Annotated in this window: 12 protein-coding genes; 4 read left to right on the forward strand and 8 right to left on the reverse strand. The window is 71.9% G+C overall.

All coding sequences use genetic code 11. The features are described 5' to 3' along the window. Positions 1 to 130 precede the first annotated feature (130 nt). From ACFVYN_RS30350 to rox, 3 genes are all read left to right on the forward strand, one after another. Positions 131 to 1,468, forward strand: coding sequence for a hemolysin family protein (locus ACFVYN_RS30350; protein ID WP_390004178.1), 1,338 nt, complete (start codon positions 131 to 133; stop codon positions 1,466 to 1,468). Then, a complete protein-coding gene (locus ACFVYN_RS30355; protein ID WP_390004181.1) occupies positions 1,465 to 2,484 on the forward strand; it encodes a hemolysin family protein in 1,020 nt (339 codons plus the stop codon). The genes ACFVYN_RS30350 and ACFVYN_RS30355 overlap by 4 nt, the downstream gene beginning before the upstream one ends. Positions 2,485 to 2,626: 142 nt before the next feature. Beyond that, positions 2,627 to 4,051: a rifampin monooxygenase gene (gene rox / locus ACFVYN_RS30360; protein ID WP_390004184.1), complete on the forward strand. Its 1,425-nt coding sequence runs from the start codon at positions 2,627 to 2,629 to the stop codon at positions 4,049 to 4,051. A gap of 150 nt (positions 4,052 to 4,201) precedes the next feature. Here rox and ACFVYN_RS30365 read toward each other — a convergent pair whose 3' ends face one another. After that, positions 4,202 to 4,546, reverse strand: coding sequence for a helix-turn-helix transcriptional regulator (locus tag ACFVYN_RS30365; RefSeq protein WP_390004187.1), 345 nt, complete (start codon positions 4,544 to 4,546; stop codon positions 4,202 to 4,204). A 130-nt stretch (positions 4,547 to 4,676) separates the two neighbouring features. Between ACFVYN_RS30365 and ACFVYN_RS30370 the strand changes: the two genes are divergently transcribed. After that, a complete protein-coding gene (locus tag ACFVYN_RS30370; RefSeq protein WP_390004189.1) occupies positions 4,677 to 5,432 on the forward strand; it encodes an ANTAR domain-containing protein in 756 nt (251 codons plus the stop codon). An 11-nt stretch (positions 5,433 to 5,443) separates the two neighbouring features. On the opposite strand, the gene ACFVYN_RS30375 is transcribed toward ACFVYN_RS30370, so the two are convergent. The 7 genes from ACFVYN_RS30375 to ACFVYN_RS30405 form a co-directional block, all read right to left on the reverse strand. Then, the gene (locus ACFVYN_RS30375) at positions 5,444 to 6,100 is read right to left on the reverse strand and encodes a response regulator (protein ID WP_390004191.1); all 657 of its coding nucleotides are present in this window, start codon (positions 6,098 to 6,100) and stop codon (positions 5,444 to 5,446) included. Further along, entirely contained in the window at positions 6,097 to 7,344 is a 1,248-nt protein-coding gene (locus tag ACFVYN_RS30380) for a sensor histidine kinase (protein WP_390004195.1), read from the reverse strand. The genes ACFVYN_RS30375 and ACFVYN_RS30380 overlap by 4 nt, the downstream gene beginning before the upstream one ends. Positions 7,345 to 7,406: 62 nt before the next feature. Then, complete coding sequence (locus tag ACFVYN_RS30385) at positions 7,407 to 8,555, reverse strand: ABC transporter substrate-binding protein (RefSeq protein WP_390004198.1); 1,149 nt, start codon at positions 8,553 to 8,555, stop codon at positions 7,407 to 7,409. Positions 8,556 to 8,725: 170 nt separating this feature from the next. Beyond that, positions 8,726 to 9,712, reverse strand: coding sequence for a methylmalonyl Co-A mutase-associated GTPase MeaB (gene meaB / locus ACFVYN_RS30390; protein ID WP_390004201.1), 987 nt, complete (start codon positions 9,710 to 9,712; stop codon positions 8,726 to 8,728). Beyond that, positions 9,709 to 11,907, reverse strand: a complete 2,199-nt coding sequence (gene scpA / locus ACFVYN_RS30395; protein ID WP_390004203.1) for a methylmalonyl-CoA mutase — start codon at positions 11,905 to 11,907, stop codon at positions 9,709 to 9,711. The genes meaB and scpA overlap by 4 nt, the downstream gene beginning before the upstream one ends. After that, positions 11,907 to 13,715 carry a methylmalonyl-CoA mutase family protein gene (locus tag ACFVYN_RS30400; RefSeq protein WP_390004205.1) on the reverse strand — a complete coding sequence of 603 codons (1,809 nt, stop codon included), beginning with the start codon at positions 13,713 to 13,715 and terminating at the stop codon, positions 11,907 to 11,909. Before ACFVYN_RS30400 ends, scpA begins: the two co-directional genes overlap by 1 nt. A gap of 249 nt (positions 13,716 to 13,964) precedes the next feature. After that, the gene (locus tag ACFVYN_RS30405; protein WP_390004207.1) at positions 13,965 to 14,948 is read right to left on the reverse strand and encodes a hypothetical protein; all 984 of its coding nucleotides are present in this window, start codon (positions 14,946 to 14,948) and stop codon (positions 13,965 to 13,967) included. Between the last annotated feature and the right edge of the window lie 100 nt (positions 14,949 to 15,048).

The raw sequence follows: 15,048 nt of genomic DNA on the forward strand, positions 1-15,048 counted from the left end.
GCCGCCCGGCCGGCGGATCCGGGGAACGCCGCTGTCGCCCCGGTCGTTCACCCAGCGCACGTCCCTACCCAAGGAGCACGCCCGTGTCCGCCACCCCGACGGACTCCCGCCCGACGCGATCGCCGCGCCGTTGAGTACCACGAGCGCCGTTCTCGGCCTGCTGGCCGTGTTCCTGCTGACCGCGGGCACCGGCTACTTCGTCGCCCAGGAGTTCGCGTACGTCTCCGCGGACCGGCTCGCCCTGTCCCGCGAGGCGGAGGCCGGGGACCGGAGGGCCGCCCGCGCGCTGAAGGTCCTGGAGCGGCTGTCGTTCATGCTCTCCGGCGCCCAGCTGGGCATCACCGTCACCGGTCTGGTCGTCGGTTTCATCGCCGAGCCGTCGGTCTCCGCCCTGCTCGAACCCGCTCTGACCGGCCTGGGCGTCCCCGGGGGAGCCGTCGGCGCGATCTCCGTCGTGCTGGCCTTCGTCCTGGCCACCGTTGTCCAGATGGTCCTCGGCGAACTCGCCCCGAAGAACCTCGCGATCGCTGTCCCCGAGCGGCTCGCGAAGGCCCTCGCCCCCTCCACGCTGGGCTACCTCAAGGTCGTCGGCCCGCTGGTGCACGTCTTCGACGGGGCGGCCAACCGCCTGCTCCGCAGGGTCGGCATCGAACCCGTCGAGGAACTCCACCACGGCGCCACCCTCGAGGAGCTCGGCCACCTCATCGGCGAGTCCCACGAACAGGGCGAACTGCCCCGGGACACCGCCGAACTCCTCGACCACGCCCTGGAGTTCTCCGAGCGCACCCTCGACGAGGTGATGGTGCCGCGCGTCGACGCCGTCTTCGTGCGGGGGGACGCCACCGCCGCCGAGGCGATCGACCTGATCGCCAAGCACGGCCACTCCACCTACCCCGTCCTCGGTGACCACCCGGACGACGTCCCCGGGGTCCTGGGCGTACGGGAGTTGACGCGCCTGCCGGCCCATGAGCTGACCCGGGCCACCGCGCGCGTCCTCGCCCGCCCCCCGCTCCTGCTGCCCGACACCCTCCCGCTGCCGCAGGCGGTCGAGCAGATGCGTTACTCCGATGACGAGTTCGCCGTGGTCCTCGACGAGCACGGCGGAGTCGCCGGCATCGTCACCTACGAGGACATCGCCGAGGAACTGGTCGGCGACATCGCCGACGAGAGCGACACCGTCACCGAACTCGCCGTGCCCGACGGGAACGGCTGGCTGGTCGACGCGGGCCGGCGTCTCGACGAGATCGCCGACGCCACCGGCGTCGAACTGCCCGAGGAGGACGACTACGACACCGCAGCCGGGCTGGTCGTGGACCGCCTCGGCCGCTTCCCGGCCATCGGGGACCGGGTCACCGTCGAGCTGCTCGGCACAGGCCGCGCGGTGATCGACGTACGGACACTGGACCGCCACGTACCGGAGCTGGTCCGCGTCGAGAGGCTTCCCGAACCGGCGCAGGAGCAGACATGAGTTTCCCGATGGCGCTCTTCCTCACCGTCCTGCTGCTGATCGGCAGCGGCTTCTTCGTGGCCGCCGAGTTCGCGCTGGTCGCCGCGAAACGGCACCGCTTGGAGAAGGCCGCGGCCGAGGGGCGGCGCGGGGCGAAGGCGGCCCTGGTCGGGATGCGCGAGCTGTCGCTGATGCTGGCCGGCGCCCAACTCGGCATCACCGTCTGCACGCTGGGCCTCGGCTCGGTCTCCAAGCCCGCGATCTCCCACGAACTCGACCCGCTGCTGCACGACCTGGGCCTGCCCAGCGGACTCAGCTACGGCGTGGCCTTCGTGTTCGCCATGGTCGTCGTGGTGTTCCTGCACATGGTGCTCGGCGAGATGGCCCCCAAGTCCTGGGCCATCGCCCACCCCGAGCGCTCCGCGATGCTGCTCTCGCCGCCCTTCCGGGCTGTCGTCAAGATGGTCCGGCCGCTGATCTCGGTGCTGAACAGGATGAGCAACGCGCTGGTACGGCTGTGCCGGGTCACCCCGCGCGACGAGCTGGCCGCGGTGCACAACCGTGAGCAACTCACCCACCTCGTCGAGGAGTCGGAGCGCCTCGGACTGATCAGCGAGGCAGACTCCAAGCTGCTCACCCGTTCGCTCACCGAGCCCGGGACCCCGGTCGGCGAGCTCCGCGTCCCCGCCGCGGAGATCACCTCGGTGCCCGGCACCGCCGACCTCGACGCCGTCCTGCGCACGGCCGCCGACCACGACCGCACCCGCATGCTGGTCCGCGAGGGCGACCTCGTGCTCGGCTCGCTCCACGCCCGCGACGCCCTGGTCGCCCGCGCCCAGGGCCGCACCGGTACCGCCCGCGCCCTGGCCCGCCCGGTCCCGGAGCTGACGGAGGACACCACGGTCGCCGACGCGATCGACCTCCTGCGCCGCAACCGGGCCTCCCTGGCGGTCGTACGGGACGCGGCGGGCACGCTCACGGGCATGGTGACGCTGGACGACCTGCTGGCGCGGTACCTGCAGCCGCAGTCGGCCTGATCCGGATTCCGCGCGCACATGAGCGAGGGCAGGGAGGTCACGACCTCCTTGCCCTCTTCAACGTATAGCTCAAGGGGTGTCTTGCGGCAAGGCCCCGGTGGTGCCGCACAATCATGGCCTTCGCTCATGGATGGGGGATCCGGTGTTCGACGTGATCATCGCCGGGGGCGGCCCGACCGGTCTGATGCTGGCCGCCGAACTGCGGTTGCACGGTGTGCGCGTGGTCGTGCTGGAGAAGGAGCCGGAGCCGACCGAGATCGTCCGCTCGCTCGGCCTGCATGTGCGCAGCATCGAGGTGCTGGACCAGCGTGGGCTGCTGGAGCGGTTCCTCGCACACGGAAAGCAGTTCACCGCCGGTGGCTACTTCGCCGCCATCGACAAGCCCTGGCCGGACGGGCTGGACACCGCGCACGCCTACGTCCTCGGCATCCCGCAGACCGTCACCGACCGCCTGCTGGCCAAGCACGCCGTCGAGCTGGGCGCCGAGATCCGGCGCGGCTGCGAAGTGGTCGGGCTGAGCCAGGACGAGCACGGGGTGAGCGCCGAGCTCGCGGACGGCACGCGGCTGCGCTCGCGCTGGCTCGTCGGCTGCGACGGCGGCCGCAGCACCGTGCGCAAGCTGCTCGGGGTCGGTTTCCCCGGCGCACCCGCCAAGGCCGAGACGCTGCTCGGCGCGATGGAGGTGGGCGTGGACCCGGAGACGGTCACCGCCGTGGTGACCGAGATCCGCCGCACCCAGAAGCGGTTCGGTCTCGGACCTGTCGGCAACGGGCTGTACCGCGTCGTCGTGCCCGCCGAGGGAGTGAGCGGGGACCGCTCGGCCGCGCCGACTCTCGAGGAGTTCAGGCGACGGCTCCGGGCGGTCGCCGGGACCGACTTCGGCGTGCACTCACCGCGCTGGCTCTCCCGCTTCGGCGACGCCACCCGGCAGGCCGAGCGCTACCGGGTCGGCCGGGTGCTGCTGGCCGGCGACGCGGCGCACGTCCATCCGCCGGTGGGCGGACAGGGCCTCAACCTCGGCCTCCAGGACGCGTTCAACCTGGGCTGGAAGCTGGCCGCCGAGGTCGCCGGCTGGGCACCCGAGGACCTGCTGGACAGCTACCACGCCGAACGGCACCCGGTGGCCGCCGACGTACTGAACAACACCCGCGCGCAGATGGAGCTGCTGTCCACCGAGCCCGGGCCGCAGGCGGTGCGGCGGTTGCTGTCCGAGCTGATGGACTTCGACGAGGTGAACCGGTACCTGATCGAGAAGATCACCGCGATCGGTGTCCGCTACGACTTCGGCGAGGGCCATGAGCTGCTCGGCCGACGCCTGCGGGACCGCACGCTGCGGCGCGGCCGCCTGTACGAGCTGATGCGCGGCGGCCGCGGACTGCTGCTCGACCGCACCGGGCGCCTGTCGGCGGCGGGCTGGGCGGACCGGGTCGACCACGTCGTCGACGCCGGCGGGAAATTGGACGCCCCCGCGGTACTGCTGCGGCCGGACGGCCATGTGGCATGGGCCGGCGAGGACCAGCGCGACCTGCTGGACCGGCTGCCGAGGTGGTTCGGCGCGGCGGCCTGAGTGGCCTGAGCGGGCGATCGGGCGACCGGAGGCCTTCGGGTGGCGGGGAGTCGGGCTGGAGTGCGAGAAGTGGGCGGTACAGCTGGGAGCGCCCACGGGTTCCGCCGCACCGCCGTCAGGCGCGTACCGGGTGGGATCTGACGGTGGCGGTCAGGCCGGGGTGTGCCGCCGGCTGTCGTCGAGGGGGCCGCGGTCCGCCTCGTCCTGGACGAGCAGGGAGAGCAGTGCCGCCACCGTGAGGCCGGCCTCCGCAGGATGACGCAGGACCTTGCCCGGGTCGATGCGATAGATGTTGGACCGCCCCTCCCGCACGTGGGAGAGGTATCCGTCCTGCTCCAGATCGGAAATGATCTTCTGTACGGCGCGTTCGGTGAGCCGGCAGTGCGCGGCGATGTCGCGGATCCGGGTGCTGGGGTTGTCGGCGATCGCGGCCAGCACCCGCGCATGGTTGGTGACGAACGTCCATCCGGTGTGAGACTCGGGCACTCCATCCATGGCAGCAGTCTAGCGACCAGGCATTCGCGCATTCAAAAACCTGAAGTTTGTTTCGTGTATTGGTTGACGTATGTTGTCGATGAAGGGGACTCTGGGGGACAGAGGCAGCCGAGACATGAGGGAGAGGGCCATGCCGGAACCTGCGCACTCGGCGCAGCGCCTCACCACGCTGGACGCGCGCCCGTCGTGTCTGGCCACGATCGAGGCCGCGGTGGCCGGGGAACGGATCGTCGTCACCTGTCGAGGTGACTTCGACATCGGAGCCCAGGAACTCCAGCCCGAGCTCTACGGCGTCCTCGACCGCTCTGCCACCGGGGTGGACCTGGATCTCGACGAGGTCCGGTTCTGCGACTGCGCCGGCCTCAACGTCCTGCTGGGCCTGCGCCGGGAGGCCCTGGAGCAGGGCAAGACCGTCACCGTCCGGGCGTACAGCCCGACCGTCGGACGCCTGCTCGACCTGACCGGGGCCCGTGAGCTGTTCGTGACCGAGAACCCCGAGACCGCCGAGAACCCCGAGACCACCGAGACCGCCGGGAGCCCCGACGGCTCGGACGCCACGGCCGCCGAACCCGTCCCCGTCATGGCGGAGCGGCCCCGGCCCATGGACGTCGATCAGGAACTGCGCCTGGAGGTGGACCAGCTGCGCCGGGCGATGCGGACCCGGCCGGCCATCGACGTGGCTCGCGGGATCGTCATGGCCTCCTTCGGGCTGAGCGCCGAGGACGCCTGGACGGTGCTCGTCGCCGCCTCCCAGAACACCAACACCAAGATGCGCGATCTCGCCGAGGAGCTGATGGGCGCCGCCCATGGAGTCCCGGTGCCCGAGCAGGTGCAGCAGCAGATGGCGATGGCCGTCGCCAAGGTGCGGGAGGCGGGGCCGGACTGACAGGCCGGCGTCTACGTGAGCTCCAGCAGTCCCCGCCGCACCGCCTCGGACACCGCCGCCGCCCTGTTGTCCACGCCGAGCTTGCGGTAGACGCGCACCAGGTGCGTCTTGACCGTCGCCTCGCTGAGGTACAGGGAGTCGGCGATGGCACGGTTGCTGTGGCCGTCGGCCATCAGCTGCACGACCTCCCGCTCCCGCCGCGTCAACTCCGGCGCGGGGCTGACCACTTGGCCGACCAGGTCGCCGACGACCTCCGGGGCGAGCCCCATCCCGCCCACCGCGGCGCTGCGCACGGCCCTGAAGAGCTCCTCCGGCGGCCCGGCCTTCAGGACGTAACCGCGCGCGCCCGCCTCCAGCGCGCGCACCACGTCGGCGCGTCCGGAGTAGCTGGTCAGCATCACCACGGGCACGGCCGGAGCCCGGGCGGCGAGCGCGCGGACCGCATCGACACCGTCCGGGACGGCGCTGACGCGGGCCGTGCCCTCGAACCGCAGGTCCATCAGGACGACGTCGGGGGCCAGCTCCACGGCGAGGCGCACGGCCTCCTCGGGGGCCGAGGCCTCCGCGATCACGTCGATGTCCGGCTCGCCCTCCAGCAGGGCACGCAGCCCGGCCCGTACGACGGTGTGGTCGTCGGCGATCAGCAGACGCAGCGGGGACCCGGTCACCGGACGGCCGCCGCGGGGCTCTCGGCCAGGAGCGTGGCGGACGACGTCCGGGCGGGCACGGTGGCCCGGATCCGGGTGCCCCGGCCCGGTGCGCAGTCGACGGCGAGATCACCGCCGTACTCCCGAAGCCTCGCCCGGGCGGCCGGCAGGCCGAACCCGCGGTCCGACGGGGGCCGGCCGGCGACGCGGGCGAGGTCGAAGCCGACACCGTCGTCGCAGACGTCCAGGTCGACGCGGTCCGCGGTGTGATGGAGGGTCACGAGCAGGCTGGTCGCCCGCGCGTGCTCCCGTACGTTGGCCAGCAGGCCCTGCGCCACCCGGAACAGGGTGGTAGCGGCCTGTTCGTCCAGCTCGGGCCGGTGCTCGCCCATCGAACGGAACCGTACGCGCGCCGCCGTGCCGTCCTGCTGGGCCCGCAGGCACAACAACCGCAGCGAGCCCTCGACGCCTTCCTCGACGACCACGGAGGGGGTGAGGTCACGGATCATCCGCCGGGTCTCGGCGAGGCTCACGTCCAGACCGTCGGCGACCGCGCGCACCCTGGTGCGGGCCGCGTCCGGGCGGTGCTCCCACTCCCGCTCGGCGGCCTGCAGCAGCATCAGGCTGCCAGACAGCTCCTGCGCGAGCGTGTCGTGCAGATCCCGGGCGATGCGCTCGCGCTCCGCGAGCATCCCGGCCCGCCGCTGCTCCCGCGCCAGGACCTCGCGCGTGCCGCGCAACTCGTCCACCAGGCGCTGCCGTTCGGCGGCGTCCCGCTGCTGCGCCCGGTACAGGGCCACCGTGCCCCACACGGCCGCCACCGGGATCAGCACCACCTCCGGGTCGAAGCCGCCCGCGCTCCGGGTGAGCTGGCCGATCAGGACGAGCGTGATGACACCGACCAGGGCCGCGGCCGCCCGGCGTCCGAGCGCGCGCAGGGCCGCGCAGGCCAGGGGCACGGCACACCAGACGTAGGCGTTGGTCAGGAGGGGCGGGGTGAGGGTGACGAGCACCGCCCACAACGCGACCAGGGCCGCCGCCCAGGCGTGCCGGGCGAGCGGCCCCATTCTGTGCCACAGCGCCAGCCCGGCCGCGTAGGTCGTGGCGAGCAGTGCGCTGACGGTCACGATGTCCCAGCACAGCGCGATGTCCAGGGCGACGAGCCGGACCAGTGCGGCGCCGACCACGAGGAAGAACACGAGGTGCGGGAAGTGCCTCGGAGCGCGGTGGTCGTACACGACGAACCCCCTGAACGAAAGATCCATCGGGACAGGGGGTCCGAGTCTATCCGCCGGCTGTGTGAACGGGGTGAAGAGCCGACGTGGGATCAGGCGCCGGGGTGCAGCCCCAGGACGCCGGGCGTGGGCTCACCCTTCACCTCGCCGAAGTACAGGGCGAAGGTCTGCTTCAGGCGCTCCACCTCGGCGCGGTCGGCCATGAACTCCGGGAAGCCGTCCACGTGCGCGTTCGGGTACTCCCACACCGGCTTCAGGCCGGCCGGGGGCGCGATGTCGGTCCGTACCGACCAGCCGTTGAAGGCCTTCTGCTGCGTCTCGGCGGACAGCTGCCAGTTGAGGTACAGCTTGGCGGCCGTCGGGTGGGCGGCCTGCTTGAGGACGGCCGCGCGCTGGCCCCAGGCCATGAAGGGATGTCCGTCGGTGATCACGAACTTCGTCGCGGACGTCGAGGAGGGGACGGCCGAGCCCGAGGTACCGATGCCGATCGCCTTCTGCCCGGTGGACACGGCGACGCCCGGCGAGTTGCTGCCCCGCGCGAGCTGCACGTCCTGCGCGGCGAGTCGGGCCACCCAGTCCCAGCCGTACCGCTGGACGTACAGCGAGTAGAGGTAGAGGACGGCGTCGTCGTCGTGCGGGTACGACGAGGCGATGCGGCCCTTCCACTTCGGGTCGACCAGGTCGAGCGGGCTGCGCGGGGCGTCCGAGCCCACGGCCGCGGTGCCGTAGAGGAAGCTGAACGCGATCACCGAGACGGCGACCCAGGCGCCCGCCGGATCCCTGAACGACTTGTGCAGCTTCGAGAACCCGGCGGGCCGGTAGGGCAGCAGCCGCCCCTGCCGGTTCCAGCGGACGAAGTCCTGGAGGGTCTGCAGCTGTACGACGTCGGGGACGAGGGTGTTGGTCGCGAACTGGTTGTCGACGCGGACGTCGTGGTACTTGCTGTAGTCGACGATCAGCGTCAGGTCGATGTCGGGGAAGCGGGCCTTGAAGGCCGCCTTGGTGCCGTCCTGCTGGGTCGGTGTGTCGCCGCCGGCGTAGATGACGAGCTTCCCGCCCTCCTTGAGCGCGGCCTGGTAGAGCTCGTCGAGCGTGCGGGTCTCCTCGGGCCCGGTCGCGTGCCGTGCGGCCGTGCCGGGGGAGGCCGAGGCGGAGGCCGCGGTGGCGCCGACCGCTCCGAGACCGAGGGCGGCACCGGCCCCGGTGGTGAGGACACGTCGCCTGCTGGGGAAGCTGGACATGCTGCGGAGACCTCTCTGAGGGGGGTGACGTTCAGAGCCCGGCGCCATGGGCGACAGCCATTGTGCTGCGGGCTCGTGCGCCACCGCGTCGTCCGTACGGATCGACAGGCCGGCCGACGATGGAATCCCCGTTCAACCGAAAGGATGAACGGGCGGCCCCCTCCGGGCCGTCAGTCCCCAGTCGTGCCGCCGAACGCCTCAAGGATCCGCTCGGCGGCCAGCGTCGCCGTCAACCGGCCCTCCCTCACCTGCTGTTCGAGGTCCGGGGCGAGAGACCGTACGGCCGGGTGGGAGTGCAGACGGCCGAGCAGTTCGTCCCGGACCATCGTCCAGGCCCAACCGACCTGCTGGTCCCGGCGTTTGGCGGTGAGCCGCCCGGCGGAGTCGAGGAGTGTCCGGTGCTGTTCGAGCCGCTCCCACACCACGTCCAGGCCGGTCGCCTCGCGGGCGCTGCAACTGAGCACCGGGGGAGTCCAGAAGGCGTCCTTGCCGTGCATGAGCCGCAGGGCGCCCGCCAGTTCACGTGCGGCCGCCTTGGCGTCGCGCTCGTGCGGGCCGTCCGCCTTGTTGACCGCGATCACGTCGGCGAGCTCCAGGACCCCCTTCTTGATGCCCTGGAGCTGGTCGCCGGTGCGGGCCAGGCTCAGCAGCAGGAAGGAGTCGACCATGTCGGCGACCGCGGTCTCCGACTGCCCGACACCGACGGTCTCCACCAGGATCACGTCGTAGCCGGCGGCCTCCATCACGACCATCGACTCCCGGGTCGCCTTCGCCACCCCGCCGAGCGTGCCCGCGCTGGGGGAGGGCCGTACGAAGGCGGCAGGGTCGACCGCCAGGCGTTCCATCCGGGTCTTGTCGCCCAGGATCGAGCCGCCCGTGCGGGTGGAGGACGGGTCCACGGCGAGTACGGCCACCCGGTGCCCCAGCGAGGTGAGCATGGTGCCGAACGCGTCGATGAACGTCGACTTGCCCACGCCCGGCACCCCGCTGACCCCGATCCGCCGCGCCCGGCCGCTGTGCGGGAGCAGCTCGGTGAGCAACTCCTGGGCCAGGGAGCGATGCCGGGGGTGGGTGGACTCCACGAGCGTGATGGCACGGGCCACGATCGCCCGCCTGCCGTCGAGGACACCCTTCACATACGCGTCGAGATCGATCACTGCCCGTGCCCGAGGTCGGCCGACAGACGCTGCACCAGGTCGTGGGCCGCGTCCGGAATCACCGTCCCAGGCGGGAAGACGGCCGCGGCGCCCATCTCCAGGAGGGTCGGCACGTCCTGGGGCGGGATCACCCCGCCCACCACGATCATGATGTCCTCCCGGCCCTCCTCGGCGAGCTGCTCGCGCAGCGCCGGTACGAGGGTGAGGTGACCGGCCGCCAGCGACGAGACGCCGACGATGTGCACGTCGGCCTCGACGGCCTGGCGGGCCACCTCGCCCGGGGTCTGGAACAGGGGGCCGACGTCGACGTCGAAGCCGAGGTCGGCGAAGGCGGTGGCGATCACCTTCTGGCCGCGGTCGTGGCCGTCCTGGCCCATCTTGGCGACCAGGATGCGCGGCCGGCGGCCCTCGGCCTCCTCGAAGGCGTCCACCAGGGCACGGGTGCGGTCCACGGACGGGGACTCCCCTGCTTCGTTGCGGTACACGCCGGAGATCGTACGGATCTGGCTGGCGTGCCGGCCGTACACCTTCTCCAGGGCGTCGGAGATCTCGCCGACGGTGGCCTTGGCGCGGGCCGCGTGCACGGCCAGCTCCAGCAGGTTGCCCTCGCCGTCGGCGGCCCGGGTCAGCGCGTCCAGGGCGTCCCGGCAGGCGGTCTCGTCCCGCTCGGCGCGCAGCCGCCGCAGCTTCTCGATCTGCTGGGTCCGCACGGAGGAGTTGTCGACCTTGAGGACGTCGATCGCCTCGTCGGTCTCGACCCGGTACTTGTTGACGCCGATGACGGGCTGGCGACCGGAGTCGATACGGGCCTGGGTGCGGGCCGCGGCCTCCTCGATGCGCAGCTTCGGGATACCGGCGTCGATCGCCTTGGCCATGCCGCCCGCAGCCTCCACCTCCTGGATGTGCTGCCAGGCCTTGCGGGCGAGGTCGTACGTCAGCCTCTCGACGTACGCGCTGCCGCCCCACGGGTCGATGACCCGGGTCGTGCCGGACTCCTGCTGGATCAGGAGCTGGGTGTTGCGGGCGATGCGTGCGGAGAAGTCGGTGGGCAGCGCCAGAGCCTCGTCGAGGGCGTTGGTGTGCAGCGACTGCGTGTGGCCCTGCGTCGCCGCCATCGCCTCGACACACGTACGTGTGACGTTGTTGAAGACGTCCTGCGCGGTCAGCGACCAGCCCGAGGTCTGCGAATGGGTGCGCAGCGAAAGGGACTTGGGGTTCTGCGGATCGAACTGCCGGACCAGCTTGGCCCACAGCAGGCGGGCCGCGCGCAGCTTGGCGATCTCCATGAAGAAGTTCATGCCGATCGCCCAGAAGAAGGACAGCCGGGGCGCGAACGCGTCCACGTCCAGGCCGACTTCGCGGCCCGCCCGGAGGTACTCCACGCCGTCCGCGAGGGTGTACGCCAGCTCCAGATCCGCCGTGGCACCGGCCTCCTGGATGTGGTAGCCCGAGATGGAGATCGAGTTGTAGCGGGGCATCCGCTGCGAGGTGAAGGCGAAGATGTCGGAGATGATCCGCATCGACGGCTTCGGCGGATAGATGTAGGTGTTGCGGACCATGAACTCCTTGAGGATGTCGTTCTGGATGGTCCCGGCCAGCTTCTCGGGCGGTACGCCCTGTTCCTCCGCCGCCACGATGTACAGCGCCAGCACCGGCAGCACGGCACCGTTCATCGTCATCGACACGGACATCTTGTCCAGCGGGATGCCGTCGAAGAGCTGCCGCATGTCGTAGATGGAGTCGATGGCCACGCCCGCCATGCCGACGTCACCGGTCACGCGCGGGTGGTCGCTGTCGTAACCCCGGTGCGTGGGCAGGTCGAAGGCGACCGACAGGCCCTTCTGGCCGGCCGCGAGGTTGCGGCGGTAGAAGGCGTTGGACTCCTCGGCGGTGGAGAAGCCCGCGTACTGGCGGATCGTCCAGGGCTGGTTGACGTACATCGTCGGGTACGGGCCGCGCAGGTACGGCGCCACACCCGGGTACGTCTCCAGGAAGTCCAGACCCTCCAGGTCGGCGCCGGTGTAGAGCGGCTTGACCTCGATGCCCTCCGGCGTCTCCCAGAGGGGCTCGGCGCCCTGCGTGGCGCCCTTCACGGCCGTACGCCACTCGTCGGCACCGCCGCCCGGGGCCGGGGCCGGGGCCCCCAGCTCGATCCCGGTGAAGTCGGGGATGGAAGGGCCGGCGGGGGCGGTCATCAGGACACTCCCATGCGGTCGAGGGTGGCGGTGAGCACGGCGACGGCGTCGCAGCCCGCGAAGACGTAGGAGTCAACGCCGGAGTACTGCCCGGGCCGCCCGGCGAGGAACACGTGCCGGGCGCCTTGAGCCTTCAGGGTCCCCGCGAGGTCCTCGGCCTGCTCCTCGTAGAGCGCGTCGCTGGAGCACAGGCAGGCCTCGGTGGCGCCGCTCTCCTCGAAGGTGCCCTGGGTGACGGGCTCGACGCCGCCGGCCTGGAAGAGGTTGGCGGCGAAGGTCAGGCGCGCGGTGTGGGCGGCGGCGGGGCCGATCGCGGCCAGGAAGACCCGGGGCCGGGACCCGGTCGCCGCGAGGTGGGCGTCGGAACGGGCGCGCAGTTCCTCGTACGCCTCGTCGCGCCGCACCCGGGGCAGCCCGCCGGTCCGCGGCTCGGGCGCGGGGGCCCGCCGCACGGGCTTCTCGCCGAGGTGCGGGAACTCGCTGACGCCGGTGATGGGTTCGCGCCGGGTGGCGAGCTTCTTGGAGCGCTGCGCCCACGTCGTCGCGAGGTCCGTGCGGATCCGGCCGGAGCGCAGGACGGCCGCCTGGCCGCCGTCGCGTTCGATCGTCCGGAAGAACCGCCAGGCGGCCTCGGCGAGTTCGTCGGTCAGCCGCTCCACGTACCAGGAGCCGCCCGCCGGGTCGATCACCCGGGACAGGTGCGACTCCTCGACCAGGATCGTCGAGGTGTTGCGCGCGACACGGCGCGCGAACCCGTCCGGGAGGCCGAGCGCGTGGTCGAAGGGCAGCACGGTGACGGCCTCCGCGCCGCCGACCCCCGCGGCCAGGGTGGCGATCGTCGCGCGCAGCATGTTCACCCACGGGTCACGGCGGGTCATCATCACCGGCGACACCACGGCGTGCTGCGCCTGCGCACCGGCTCCGGGCGCCCCGCACACCTCGGCGACCCGCGCCCACAGGCGGCGCGCGGCCCGCAGCTTGGCGATCGTGAGGAACTGGTCGGCCGTCGCCGCGTACCGGAACTCCAGCTGTCCGCAGGCCTGTTCGACGCTCAGCCCGGCCGCGGTCAGCGACCGCAGATAGGCGACACCGGTGGCGATCGAGGCGCCCAGCTCCTGCGCGGCCGAACCGCCCGCCTCGTGGTACGGCAGCGCGTCCACGGTCAGCGCCCGCAGCCCCGGGTACTCCTCGGCGCACCGCCGCGCCAGCGGGACGACCGGCGCGAAGTCCAACTCCTCGCCGGTACGGGCCTCGTGGCCCAGCGGGTCGACGCCGAGGTTGCCGCGCGCGGCCTTGTGGTCGATGCCGCGCGCGTCGTAGAGCCGCAGCAACTCCTGTGCGGCGGCCTGGAATTGGCCGCCGGCGTCGAGGACGACCGGCGCGAGGTCGAGGAGGACGCCGTCGAGGACCGCGCCGAGCGACGCGACCGGGACACCGCCCTCGCCCGCGACCAGCCACAGCGAGGTGACGCCGTTCTCCAGGTCCGTGAGCACCGCGCTGTTGTCGGCGACCGCGTGCCGCTGCCGTACGTCCCAGCCGCCGGTGGTGGTCCCCTCGGGGCGGGCGCCGCGCACGAAGGGCGCGAAGCCGGGGAAACCGGTGTCGGGCGCGGTGTCGTGCGCCGTGTACAGGGGGCGGGTGCGCAGCCCGTCCTCGAGCGCGGTGGACAGGGCGTCCTCCGCTGCCGCGCCGGAGACTTCCTTGCCCGACTTGCGCAGGACACCCGCCACCAGGCTGTGCCACTGATCAAGGTTCGCGTCAGGGAACTCGGCGGCCAGCGAGAGCCCGTCGTCAGGCAGGACCGTCATGCTCGGATGCTAGGCCAGACCCCCAAAGGAGCAGCAGGGGGCACGGCTGTGACCTTGCCCGCAACAAGACTGTGACCCCGGTCTCCCGGGCCCGTGGAGCGGTCGCCGCCGGACCGGCGGCAGGGGCTCAGCTCCCGGTCAGCCGGTGTTTACCGGTCAGCAGTGGATCTCGTGACCTGCGTAGGCGTCGGGCACGGTGGCCGCGACGGCAGAGCTGGATCAGGGGAGCGTCGCGACGGCAGAGCCGGATCACGGGAGTGTGATGAGGGCGATGCTCTCTGTCTGCGCGACGGCCAGCCGGGTGCCGTCGGGGTGGAGGGCGGCCACGGGAGTGGGGACGTGGGTGACGCCGAAGCATGTGGTCTTGACGGATACGCCGACCTCGGGCCATTCCGCGACGAGACGCCCGGTGGCCGTGTCGAGCAGCCTCGGGTGGCCGAGAAGAGAGATCACCTGATCGCCACGGGGCAGAAGCAGGACACCCGGCTCGGCATCGGCGATCGGGTTGCGGTGGAGCCACCGTCCCTCGGACACCGACCACACACCGAGGTGGCGAGCCGGAAGCGTGGTCTCCTCTGCGCCGCTGCCCCCTTCGGCCCCCGTCGCCAGCACCAGCCGATCGACGTCGAGCCAGCAGCCCGCGGTCACCTCGCCCTTCATGACCGCCGCGGCCGGCAGCAGACCCTCGCCGTCCATAGTGCCGGGGTCGGTGAGCGCTAGCGCCGTGTCGTGGACCATGGCGGTTCCGAAGGGATGCCAGACCCATCCGACCGAGAGCAGGTACCGGCCGTCCGGACTCAGGCTGAGCCGGGAGTGGAAGACGTCCCTAGGCTCACGCCCGCCGGCGGTCAGCCGCTCGCCGCTCGCCGCGTCCTCGATCTGGAGCACGTTGTACTCGTCGGGGCAGTGCACCACGACCTCGCGCCCGTCACCCAGTGCGCCGAGGGCGAGCGGGTAGTCGTAGTTCTCCGCCTGGTAGTCGCTGCGGTCCAGTTCCCGCACGACCTGTTCTCCTGCGAGCAGCAGTGCCTCGGTGCCGCGTTCCTGGAACACCGCGGAGTACGGCCCTGACGCCGAGGTGGTCCCGGCGTCGAACGGAAAGCTCCACTCGAGGGCCACCTTCCGCTCCGCCCCGTCACGGCTCCAGCGCCGACCGCATCCGGAGGCCAGTTCGTCGCCTTGCCAGGCCAGCGCTTCCGGCGCGGCCTCTACCGGTATCGACTCCACGGTCATGGGTGACCACCCCCTTCTGAGGACGCGAAACGTCACCAGCAGACACAATCGAATCCGAGACATTGAGTCTAGTTGTGTCTCATGGCGAGCAAGTGGCAGT

The sequence above is a fragment of the Streptomyces sp. NPDC058307 genome, from assembly GCF_042880295.1.
GTDB lineage: Bacteria > Actinomycetota > Actinomycetes > Streptomycetales > Streptomycetaceae > Streptomyces.